Origin of the sequence: thiotrophic endosymbiont of Bathymodiolus puteoserpentis (Logatchev), assembly GCF_900127505.1 — a bacterium.
In the GTDB taxonomy this organism is placed as follows: Bacteria; Pseudomonadota; Gammaproteobacteria; order PS1; family Pseudothioglobaceae; genus Thiodubiliella.
Map to the genome: position 1 here is coordinate 288,107 of NZ_UEXF01000019.1, position 10,952 is coordinate 299,058.

General features: G+C 36.1%; 16 protein-coding genes. 5 read left to right on the plus strand and 11 right to left on the minus strand.

Going from position 1 to position 10,952, the window contains the following annotated elements:
* On the plus strand, nucleotides 1–450 hold a 450-nt coding region (locus tag BHECKSOX2_RS03270; protein ID WP_139682054.1), incomplete at its 5' end, for a transposase.
* Nucleotides 451–604: 154 nt separating this feature from the next.
* Entirely contained in the window at nucleotides 605–1,093 is a 489-nt protein-coding gene (locus BHECKSOX2_RS03275; RefSeq protein WP_245391293.1) for a YHS domain-containing (seleno)protein, read from the plus strand.
* Here BHECKSOX2_RS03275 and BHECKSOX2_RS03280 read toward each other — a convergent pair.
* The 11 genes from BHECKSOX2_RS03280 to BHECKSOX2_RS03330 are packed head-to-tail and all read right to left on the minus strand — an operon-like array spanning nucleotide 1,086 to nucleotide 8,699.
* Nucleotides 1,086–1,646, minus strand: a complete 561-nt coding sequence (locus BHECKSOX2_RS03280; protein ID WP_090715761.1) for a TVP38/TMEM64 family protein — start codon at nucleotides 1,644–1,646, stop codon at nucleotides 1,086–1,088. The two genes, BHECKSOX2_RS03275 and BHECKSOX2_RS03280, sit on opposite strands and share 8 nt — an antisense overlap.
* Nucleotides 1,633–2,532, minus strand: a complete 900-nt coding sequence (locus BHECKSOX2_RS03285; protein WP_139682436.1) for a cyanophycin synthetase — start codon at nucleotides 2,530–2,532, stop codon at nucleotides 1,633–1,635. Before BHECKSOX2_RS03285 ends, BHECKSOX2_RS03280 begins: the two co-directional genes overlap by 14 nt.
* Nucleotides 2,532–3,341 carry an ATP-grasp domain-containing protein gene (locus BHECKSOX2_RS03290; RefSeq protein ID WP_090715765.1) on the minus strand — a complete coding sequence of 270 codons (810 nt, stop codon included), beginning with the start codon at nucleotides 3,339–3,341 and terminating at the stop codon, nucleotides 2,532–2,534. The genes BHECKSOX2_RS03285 and BHECKSOX2_RS03290 overlap by 1 nt, the downstream gene beginning before the upstream one ends.
* Complete coding sequence (locus BHECKSOX2_RS03295) at nucleotides 3,331–3,819, minus strand: cupin domain-containing protein (RefSeq protein ID WP_139682437.1); 489 nt, start codon at nucleotides 3,817–3,819, stop codon at nucleotides 3,331–3,333. The genes BHECKSOX2_RS03290 and BHECKSOX2_RS03295 overlap by 11 nt, the downstream gene beginning before the upstream one ends.
* Entirely contained in the window at nucleotides 3,812–5,194 is a 1,383-nt protein-coding gene (locus BHECKSOX2_RS03300; RefSeq protein ID WP_139682438.1) for a pyridoxal phosphate-dependent decarboxylase family protein, read from the minus strand. Before BHECKSOX2_RS03300 ends, BHECKSOX2_RS03295 begins: the two co-directional genes overlap by 8 nt.
* A gap of 15 nt (nucleotides 5,195–5,209) precedes the next feature.
* Nucleotides 5,210–5,710, minus strand: a complete 501-nt coding sequence (locus BHECKSOX2_RS03305; protein WP_139682439.1) for a hypothetical protein — start codon at nucleotides 5,708–5,710, stop codon at nucleotides 5,210–5,212.
* A gap of 39 nt (nucleotides 5,711–5,749) precedes the next feature.
* A complete protein-coding gene (locus tag BHECKSOX2_RS03310) occupies nucleotides 5,750–6,811 on the minus strand; it encodes an anthranilate phosphoribosyltransferase (protein WP_139682440.1) in 1,062 nt (353 codons plus the stop codon).
* 1 nt (nucleotide 6,812) lies between these two features.
* Entirely contained in the window at nucleotides 6,813–7,112 is a 300-nt protein-coding gene (locus tag BHECKSOX2_RS03315) for a Rieske (2Fe-2S) protein (RefSeq protein WP_139682441.1), read from the minus strand.
* On the minus strand, nucleotides 7,112–7,723 hold the full coding sequence (locus BHECKSOX2_RS03320; protein WP_090716404.1) for a transglycosylase SLT domain-containing protein: 612 nt from the start codon (nucleotides 7,721–7,723) through the stop codon (nucleotides 7,112–7,114). Before BHECKSOX2_RS03320 ends, BHECKSOX2_RS03315 begins: the two co-directional genes overlap by 1 nt.
* Nucleotides 7,723–8,043, minus strand: a complete 321-nt coding sequence (locus BHECKSOX2_RS03325) for a cold-shock protein (RefSeq protein WP_139682442.1) — start codon at nucleotides 8,041–8,043, stop codon at nucleotides 7,723–7,725. Before BHECKSOX2_RS03325 ends, BHECKSOX2_RS03320 begins: the two co-directional genes overlap by 1 nt.
* Before the next feature lie 8 nt (nucleotides 8,044–8,051).
* Nucleotides 8,052–8,699: a thiopurine S-methyltransferase gene (locus BHECKSOX2_RS03330; RefSeq protein WP_139682443.1), complete on the minus strand. Its 648-nt coding sequence runs from the start codon at nucleotides 8,697–8,699 to the stop codon at nucleotides 8,052–8,054.
* 34 nt (nucleotides 8,700–8,733) lie between these two features.
* Here BHECKSOX2_RS03330 and BHECKSOX2_RS03335 point away from each other — a divergent pair, with 34 nt between their 5' ends.
* Genes BHECKSOX2_RS03335 through BHECKSOX2_RS03345 form a run of 3 tightly spaced genes read left to right on the plus strand, consistent with a single transcriptional unit; the run spans nucleotide 8,734 to nucleotide 10,952 of the window.
* The gene (locus BHECKSOX2_RS03335; RefSeq protein WP_139682444.1) at nucleotides 8,734–9,234 is read left to right on the plus strand and encodes a redoxin domain-containing protein; all 501 of its coding nucleotides are present in this window, start codon (nucleotides 8,734–8,736) and stop codon (nucleotides 9,232–9,234) included.
* The gene (ung, locus tag BHECKSOX2_RS03340) at nucleotides 9,216–9,878 is read left to right on the plus strand and encodes a uracil-DNA glycosylase (RefSeq protein WP_139682445.1); all 663 of its coding nucleotides are present in this window, start codon (nucleotides 9,216–9,218) and stop codon (nucleotides 9,876–9,878) included. Before BHECKSOX2_RS03335 ends, ung begins: the two co-directional genes overlap by 19 nt.
* 36 nt (nucleotides 9,879–9,914) lie before the next feature.
* A complete protein-coding gene (locus tag BHECKSOX2_RS03345) occupies nucleotides 9,915–10,952 on the plus strand; it encodes a 4-phosphoerythronate dehydrogenase (protein ID WP_139682446.1) in 1,038 nt (345 codons plus the stop codon).

Below are 10,952 nucleotides of genomic sequence, written 5' to 3' on the forward strand. Positions count from 1 at the left end.
GCCAGTCATGATAAAAATATTCACGACTCAAAAACCTTAAATGTTGCCATAAGCCATGCTAATAGCAACAGAAACAAACCCATCAAACAAGCGGTATGCGACCGAGGCTATGTTGGTGCAAAGGTAGTGCTCGGTGCAAACATCATTTTGCCTAAAAAAGCCCTTAAGCGAGACAATCGTTATCAACAAGACAAAAAGCGCAAACTGTGTAAAAGACGCGCAGCGATTGAGCCGATTATCGGACATCTTAAATCAGATTTTAGACTCTCTAGAAACCTACTCAAAGGGCAAGTTGGTGATGAGATTAATGTTTTAATGGCTGCCTGTGCTTGGAATTTGAGAAAATGGCTGGTGATAGCCACTATTTTTTTGTTTTGGCAAAAACTGGGCTTATTTTTTGTAAAATACCTAAGGTTTTTTGTGGTGCTGGATAAAAAGCAGTTTTGTTGATTTAGATGGTTGGAAAAATGGGGGGGTTTGGTTTGTTTGGAGTGGTTTTTAAGGAGCGACTAATTATTTCGTTTGAAAATAAAAATATTCCCTACCCTTTAAACCTAGTATGATTGACTATCAGGAAAAATGGATTATTTAATCAGGAGAAAATATGCAAAATATCTTAAAAAATTTACTGTTAATACTATTAAGCTTTACCACCTTGCAAGTCTTCGCATTTGATTTTACCTATACCAAGCATTCTTGGTTTGGTGCTGGCTCTAAAGGCAACGAATATGCTATTGAAGGTTATGATACAGTTAATTATTTCACTGAGAATAAGCCTGTCAAAGGTTTGGCAGAATTCTCGCTTGAATATCGAGGAAAAACTTGGCGCTTTAAAAATGCAGAAAATCTAGCGCTATTTAAGGCTAGCCCGCAACAATATGCACCACAATATGGTGGACACTGTGCTTGGCGTATCGCCCAAGATGGTGAAGGCGTATATGGAAATCCTAAGATTTGGACCATTGTTGATAACAAACTTTATCTAAACTACAACCAAGTCGCTAACAAGCGATGGGTAAAGGATATTCCTGGCTTTGTCAAAGAAGGTAATGACTTTTGGTTAGGTAAAAACCAATTTAAAAACCTTAATTGAGTGCATAGTCTACTGATTCGAATACACCGGTAATGATTGATATATAAATCATTGATGTAATAGAGGTGCCACTAATAATGCCAATCAGTATGTTTCTTAATTTAACATCAATAATAGATAAAAAATAAATCAATATATTGATTGAAATACCTGGGATAAAACACAAAGCAAAAATAATAGGAATTTCTTTAGTTTTGATTTTATGTTCATAATCCAATATTTTTTGCGGCACTTTAAAATTTAACTTATGTGCAAAATTATAAATAATCAAACAATAACCTACAATAGCAATTTGAATAGCAAAAAACACCTGAGTAAAAGAAAAAATATAGATACCTGCAAGTAAAAAAGCAGTGCCTGGCAATAATGTCAAGCCTCTAATAATTAAAATTAAAATATAAACAACATAGGATATTAAAAAATATTCAGTAGTTAAAAACGCTTTAAGCATTTCTGGGTCAATTTTATAATCACTAAAATATAAATAAATCACCGCAATAATATTGAGTACAACAAAGCCATAAAATAAATATTTTTTACTAATATTTTTCATTATCGGTAATTTCCAGTTGTTCTAATTTGTTATAAAAATCATCTAAATCTTTGGGTTTTTCACCATATCTGGGGTTATCATGCATTTTTAAAAATGGACGCGAATTAAGTTCTAAAAAAATACAGGATTGGGTATTGAAATCAACTTCAATTCCTTCTTTACAAATCACATCAATACCCAAAATATTGGCATTAAAAAAATTCAATATTTTAATCAGGTCTTGTTTGTTGTTATCACTTAGTTTGGCTTTATCAATCACCTCAATACTTGAGCCTAATTTGAGCGAAATCTTATGGTGCAGATAAACTTTTTGCTTATCTGCAAGGATCGTAGAAAAGCGCATCCCTTGTTGTTTTAGATGCCTCTCAATAGCTTTATTTTTAGGTATCAATTGAGTAACAGGTGCAAGTTGCATTTTTTGCCTTAGTGCATTCTCAGTATCAATCAAAGCCCCAATCGCCCTTCGCCCATCACCTACTATAAAAGGTGGATAACGCCTAAGTACCGACATAACGCCAAATTTTGTCATTACCATACGGTAATTTTTGCCAAGCAAGTATGTTTCTATAATGCTATTTGGCCACCACTTTTTAACACCAATACTTGCTCTTAATAATTGTGCTTTGTTTTTAATAGGAAAATATGCACCTCGAGAAAACCCCCCGACATTAGGCTTAATAACCAGCGGGAAACCGTGTTGTTCATAAAATTTAAATGCTGAATATGGGTTAACAAAAGTTCTACCTTTGGCATAAGGCAATGCATTTTCTTCAAATGCCAACCTAGCCTGTGCTTTTGAGCGACAAGCACGACGAACTTTAAGCGGATTATAATCACTACAATCTGATAAAAAAAAATGCGATAAAAATCGATATAATAATTGCATTATTGATCGGTTTTTGACTGATAGTGTTTGATGATTTTTCTAAAAAAAACAAACCGATTAAAGTGTTTCTTAGGAGTGGTATTGCTAACCTTAACTAAATGCTTCATATTGTCTTTAATAAATTTATATTTGGTTTTTTTTGAGATGCTATTATCTAATAAGTGAATGGGAAATGGGGCAAATAAATTAATTTCAATAATATGGAACAAACCTGAGAGTAAATCTATCTTAGAATTCGCCCTAAGCCCCACTCTGGCAATACGAAAAGGTGGTAATTCTTGTAGATGTGTTTGCAAAATATCTAACTCTTTTTCACAAAAACCTTGCGTGATATCTTGATAAACCGTATCTTTATTATGAATACCATTAACAGGGTAACGCTCATCTGAACGATTGAGTGACTGAGTAATATTTAGTGCACTTAGGCAGTTCTTATGAGTCGCATCACGAATGTAGAAAACCTCATATTCTTTTTCTTCATGCGCTGCATACTGCAAAATATAAGGAATTTTTCCATTTATTGGGTTAAAATTTAGAAAATCCTGTTTGTTATTAATTTTAATAATACCATTAGAATTTTGCCCCCATTCAGGTTTTAAAAATACAGGGAAAACTTCTGGCAGATTATTTTTATCAAAATAATCTTGTTCCAGACGCCACTTTTTTGGGATGCGAGCATCCATATCAATCTTGGAATAAAAACCTTTTTTCTTGTTATACCATTCAGCATTAATTTGAAAGTAATACCAAGGAGGAATACCCAAACGAATTGACCAAATAATGTAGTGAAAAATCAACCTAAATGTCAAATATCTCTCCTTTGGTTGGATTGTCTGAGTAATAATGCAAACTTATACTTTTTTGCTTTGCATTAATTTGATGAATATAATTGTCCATCTTGCCTTTTACACCTTTGTTATAGCGATATTCCCCACCACTTAACTCTCTAGAGCCAAGTTCAGTTAATGGATTTTTATCAAAACTTTTGCAATTTAGCTCCCCTTCAACCACATAGATAAAAGCTTGCTCTGGATGACCATGAATACGCGTTGTTGCACCTTGGTCCCAATGTAGCAAGCCTAACCAATAATCACTGTTATTGACAATAATATTTCTTGTGTAATTACCCTGTTCAAAAGATAAATTTTTTACCTTTATTTCTCTTGCTAAAACTTTCATTTTCTCAATGGCCAAGTCATGGTGCTCCTTGGCAAGTAATTCACACAATGTTTTAAAATCAAAATCAGTTGTGTGCGTGTAATCGTAATTCTTAATTTTTTTAACCATTACCTTGTAGTGCCTTGCCTGTATTAATTAAACGATTTAATAGTGCTGTTAGCTTCACTTGATTGATATTAATATTACTAATCAAGAGTCGAAATACCAATTTTTCTTCTATATAAGCAAGTGCAAGCAAGGCTTGCCCATCCTTTAATAATTTATTGCGTAAATTTTGGTTAAAAGTATTAGGCTCTTGTGCTTTAAAACGAAAACATACATTAAACGAAGTGCGTTTTCCCACCATTTCTAGCTCACTACTGGCATTAATAAAATCCTCTGCAAATTTTGCTAATTGGTAATAGTTTTCAACTCTATCAGAAAAACCTTGCTTAGAATAAAATTTCCAGTCTAAAAACCACTTTAAACTGTCCACACGACGACCGCATTGCAGTGAATTAACACCCAAATCAATTGCATTATCTCGAAAAATATAACTATTATCACCATCTGCACAAGTACTAGATAATAAATTCTGACGATTTAACAATAAAAAGTTACACATTAGACTACTACCAAGCATTTTATGAAAATCCATCGTAAAAGAGTCTAGTTGCTCAATACCAGTTAAAAATTTAGCTTTTAATATTGGGCTCATTACTGCTGCTCCACCCCAAGCACCATCACCATGCAACCAAAAATGGTGTTTATTTTTTAGTATTATTAGCTTCTCAATATTGTCATAAGCACCACGCACTGTTGTCCCCAGAGTTGCACAAACAAAAAATGCGATACCGTCATTTTTTTGAACTTTCCCAATAGCCTTATCAAGTGCTAAGGCGTCCATTTCTCCATTCTTAGTGGTTGGCACTTTAATTAAGTTTTCAGTACCGATACCTAAAATATTCACCGCCTTATCTAGCGAATAATGTGCATCATCACTAACAAAAGCAAACAAAGATTTTTGATTAAATAACCCTTGTTGCTTTGCATCTTTTGATGCTTGATTGCGAGCCACCATCATGGCAATCATATTAGCATTGCTTGAGCCAGTTGTCATCTGCCCTTCACCTTGTTTAAAACCAACACACTCAAGCATTTGCTCAAGCATGTAGGTTTCCATTAAGGTAGCAACAGGTGCAGATTCAAAAGTGCAAGCTGAAGTGTTACTTAATGCAACAATAACCTCTCCTAAAATTGAAGGCGCATTAGCACCCGACCACATACGATTAGCAAAACCAATATGACTGGTATCAGGAGAATAATTTAGATATTGTTGCACCCAAACAAACAATTGCGCCCAGTCCTGAGTTGATTGCTTATTTAAGTCTAATATTTCAGTTAATTCAGCAGTTGATTGATAATTAACCAGCTGATTATTGCTTTTTGCATTTGAGTATTGTAGTATTTTCGCTATTTTTTCAAGCAATTCCTTGTCTTGCATTGATCGGAAAATCCTCTAATTGGGTTTCTTATTCAGCCATACCATAACAACACCCAAAACTAAGATAGACAAAGCTACATTTGCCAAACTAGTGTCTGCGCACGAATTAGGTGCTATAAACACCGCTTGACAAGCTGCTTCGTTCACAACTTGCCAAGTTGGATGCCAGCCAAGTGGAGTAACAATATGAAAAAATATTGCCCCTACCATCACCACTGATGCCATTAATCCACCAATACAGTGTAGTTTTTCTCTATGCTTCCACAATACAATTGGTGATAATAAGACCAAAGCAGTTGCTAGCTCAGCTAAGCCGATTAAAATCGCACCGTACTCAGTAAACAATTCACCTAATGTAGTGTTAATGGTGTCGCTAATCCAAATACCGATAGTGCCAAAGATATGCTGTGGCTCTAGTGCGGTGTTGTCAAATTTATAAAACAATGAACTAAGAAATACATTTGATGCCCATAGAGCGATTAGCCAACTGATTATAACTTTAATTGTATTATTCATCCTTTCCCTTTTTTATATTTTATGTATTATTTTTTTACATCATAAACGATTCAATGCCTTACCAGAATCTAAAACCGTTCTTGTCATTTCAGCAGCGCCAACTAACGAGTCAGCCTTTTTAGTATGCCAAAGGATTAAACTAGCAGCTAAAACCAAGCCATCATAAAACAATCCTTTATCGCCTGATAAAGCGGATTTTCCTAACTTAACTGTATAATCTGCCAAAGCTTTAATATCGCTATGCACATCCAACTTATCAGGAAATGAAATAGCGCGCAATTCTTGCTCAATACCCAATGACTTAGGGTTGATATCTACCCTATCTTGCTCAATTAAGCCTTGGTAAGAAACCATTAAGCCTTTTTGACGAAGTGAAGGGATGACGCCACCTTCAACACCACGCACTAATAATGCACTATCCATACCACTGGCATCCACCAAATGCGCATAGATTGGTGGATACGGTTTGTGCACATAACCCAAAATCGAGTGTGTGGTCTTACCTCTTAGTGGTCCAATCAGCGTTTCCACGGTGTTAATCACGGTACGCTTAATAAGTCGCTCTCGTAATGGCACTAAGTCATGCAAGCCACTACAATAACTGGCTTGATCAACATAACTCCAGCCAATAGATGCATTTTCTAATCTGTTTTTTGCTTGTTCGGTTGAACAATCAACATTCAAACCCAATGCTTGATTGATGTGCCTATGTGTCAATCCAAATTTTGGCGATACACTATCAAGCCCATGAATAACCGTCGGTAAGCCCAACTCTGCTAATAGTGGCGGTAAAAATGATGAAATCGGAATTGAGCGATTGTAGCCACTATATGGGTCACCCAAATCCACTAAATCCCTAACATTAATTTGTTGTTTGTCACTCTGAGCAAGAAGAGCGGCTAAAATACCCTCATTCTCCTCCATGCTCTCACGCTTCATACGCAAAGCAATTAAAAAAATGGCAGAACGCACATCATCAATTTCACCACGCAAAATGGCTTGCATGCCATCTCTAGCCTCTTCAAAAGCAATATCTTTACTCAAATCTGGACCGGTTGCCACGCGTTGAATAATAGATTTCATTAAGTCTTGTGTATTCATACTAAGATATCTTTATGTATATTTTATTATTTTCTTGTTTAACTGCATAGGTTTGCATATCTTCCACATCCTCTTCTGAGCTGTTACCTGTGGCCAAATCAAAACTATAGCCATGCAATGAACATTTCACTCGATTGCCCTTAAGACAACCCAAAGTCAATTCAATATCTTCATGCGGACAACGATTTTCTGCTGCATATAAAGAGCCGTTATTCATTGTTACAAACACCTTAACACCCTCAAGCGTCGTCGCAACCATCGTGCCTTCTTTTGGTGCAATATCTAATGCCTTTATCCACATTAGAAAAAACTCCAAATACTATTTTTATCCAGTCTTGAGGTGCATTGATTAAGTTGTCGTTGATAACGCCTAGCATTAGCAGAAACCTCCTTGGCAACCTTTTTAAGCCAAAGTTTGGCGTGATGAGTTTTACGGTTGAATCCACCATGACCCTCATGGTAAGCTAAATATTGATTATAAGCATCAGCCTTATTGATGTTTGAGCGTTTTGCGGATCTATTGACATACCAACCAACAAAGTCAACAGCATCTTCAAAATCCTCACGACTTGCATCTGTGTTGCCTGTCTTGAGCTTGTACAATGCCCATGTTGCATCTGTTGCTTGTGCGAAACCACGAGCAGTGGTTGGCCTAAACCAAGGTATCACACTAAATAATTTTTCTCTTGGCGGTCTTGCATCCGATTCAAAATGTGACTCTTGATAGATAATGGCCAATTGCACATGCATTGGTACACCATATTTTTTTTCTGATGCTTTTACTGCCTTATACCAACGAACCTCTTCATCCATTAAAGTGCAAATATTACCAACTGTTATTGCATCAGATGAAAATAAGGAGAAACAACCACTTAAAAATAAAGACAGCAATAACAGCGTCAGTTTTTTCATTAATTTGTAAAGCCAATAAATTCTTTAAAAAGGACAACAATCTGAGTAACAAACAAAAGTGTAAACAATGCTATAATCGCTCTATCGCTCAGACCTTTGCTTGATGTAACTTTCGCCTTACCCTCCAACTTGATATTATTAGCAACCAAACCTTTGTCTGAAGTTTCTACATGGAATACCACACGGGTATTGACTTTTAAGCGAGAATTATTAACGATATTTTTCTGATGTGCAAAATACTGCTCACCATCATCACCTAAAATAAATCCATAACCTTTGCTACCAAACTGGGTAACCTTACCTTTTACTTTTTTTGCCATTTTTATTCTTATATTTTTTGCAAATTATAGACTGCTTTTTCAACAAAATCAGCCCCCACTTGTTGATACTTGGGTTCATTTTGAATATCATCAAAGCACTCTAACTGCTTATACTTAAAGCCCTTAAAAAGCTGTGCCACCTCAGCCTCACTCACTGCATAAGGTGGACCACTTATTTTCGATTGTGGGTAATTTCGTGTTAACAACAACATTTGACAACCACTGGGTATGATAGCGTGTAAGTGTTGTGCATATCTTACCCTTAAATCTGCAGGTAATGCAATCAGTGAACCCCTGTCATAGACCGCCCTAACTGCGTTTAAATGCGTGGCATCAAGGTCAAAATAATCACCACAGAAAATACGGATATCTTGTGCATCATAAATGCTGAATTTTTCCACTTTTTGCATGGAATATTCAATATTATTCTCAGTAAAGAAAGCCTCAACAGCCAATGAACTTAACTCAATACCGATCACCTTATACTGCTGTTCTAAGAAATACCTCATATCTTGGCTTTTGCCACACAACGGTACAAAGACTGTGTCGCCTTTTTGCAGTGCTAAACACGCACCAAATTCTAATAACTTGGTGTTTGTCGTATCCATGTGCCAAAATGTAGCATCATCCTTCCAATGCTGTAACCAATCTGTCATTATCACTCCTTAAAGAACCTTTATAATATGCAACATGGATATTAAAAAACCTACTCGTAAAACCATCATGCAATTTGTGATGGTTATTTTAGCCGTTTTTATTATCCGTGTGTGGCAACAGCAAGATTTAATCACCGGCGTAGCGCCCAGTTTTACCTCTAAAACTTTAAGTGGCGAGATTGTTAACAGCAAACCCTTACCCAATCAAACTATATTAATACATTTTTGGGCAACTTGGTGCGGCATTTGTCGTTTGGAAAATGATAATATTCAAGCAATCAGCAAAGACTATCGTGTACTAAATATCGCCATGCAATCAGGCACGGATGCCGAATTAAAAGAATACGCCAAGAAACACAATATGCATCTTGATAATATGATTAACGACAACTCAGGAACCCTTGCAAGACTCTTTGGTGTGCGTGCCACGCCTAGTAGTTTTTTTATTAATCCTGAAGGCAGGATCCAATTTAGCGAGGTGGGTTATGTCACCACGCTTGGGTATCGATTGCGACTATGGTGGGCTACACTGTGAATTGGCACCCACAAGTAAACAATTTATTACAAAGTAAATCTGGGGAAAATCTAAAAGCATTTTTACAGCAAGAAAAACAAGCTAGAAAAATAATTTTTCCGCATTCTAACAACTGGTTTAAGGCTTTTGAATTAACACCATTTAATGATGTTAAGGTGGTAATTTTAGGGCAGGACCCCTACCATAACGATGGGCAAGCGCATGGTTTGAGTTTTTCTGTGCCTGATGGCGTGACCATACCACCTTCTCTAAGAAATATTTATATAGAATTACAATCTGACCTTGGCGTTGTACCAAATACTAGTGGTAATCTTGAACATTGGGCAAAGCAAGGTGTGTTATTGCTTAACAGCGTCTTAACGGTTGAGAAAAATTCACCCGGATCACATGCTCAATCAGGCTGGGTGGACTTTACTGACGGGGTGATTGATATCATCAACGCAGAAAAACAAAATGTGGTATTTCTATTATGGGGTGCTTATGCTTACAAAAAAGCAGTACTCATTGACAACAACAAACACTTGGTTTTAACTGCAACCCACCCTTCTCCATTCTCAGCACACAAAGGATTTTTTGGTTGTAAACATTTCTCTAAAGCCAACAAGCACCTTAAAATGCATGAACTAAAACAAATTAATTGGTAAATATTCCAATCTATATAAATTAAGGATAATAAGGTTTTGAAATTAGTGATTGATGACGCTTGCTATGCATACGACAAAATATTCTCTGAATTTGGCGAAATTGTCACTATGGCTGGGCGTGATATTGATGCTAATTCAGTCCAAGACGCTGATGTGCTTATCGTACGCTCACGCACCAAAGTTAACCAAAAACTATTGCAAGACTCTCAAGTTAAGTTTGTTGGCTCAACAGTGGCTGGGCTAGATCATGTTGACCAAGATTATTTAAAAACAAATAATATTACTTTTTTCTCAGCACAGGGTTGTAATTCAATGGCAGTGGCAGAATTTGTCATTAGTGCCATTGTTAATTTAGCAGATGAATTTGATTTTGACTATACCCAAAAAACCCTAGGTATTATCGGCGTGGGCAATGTGGGTTCGCGTCTTGCTGCTAAGGCTGAGTTAATGGGCATCAAAACTTTACTCAATGATCCGCCACGAGAAGATACCGAAGACTTACCCGAGTTTGTTGATTTAGACGTAGCGCTTAGCGCTGATATTGTTACTTTTCACACACCACTTACCTTTGATGGCGAGCATCCATCGTATCAATTATTAAACGCAAAGAATTTCCACAATATCACCAATGAAACCATTGTCATTAATGCAGCGCGTGGTGGCGTGATTATTGAGGATATTTGGCAAAAGACACAAACCAAAGTCAATATTATTGACTGTTGGGAAAACGAACCTAACATCAATCAAACCTTGCAAAAAAACGCCTATTGGGCAACACCACACATCGCTGGACATTCAGTTAATGCTAAATTTATGGGCAGCTTTATGGTGTATGAAGCACTGTGTAAATTTATCGGTATTAAACAAAATCTAGGCATTGTGAATTTAATCAATCCAGAGGCATTATCAATCAATCAAGATAATCTAAAAGACACACTAAATGATATTTACGATTTTAAGCAAGATACAATAGCAATTGCGAATATTAAGAATTTTGAAAGTTATCGTCGCAGTTATCCTATTCGCTATGAATGGCATCATTTTAATTCATCTTTTCCTTTGCCTTTACTTTAA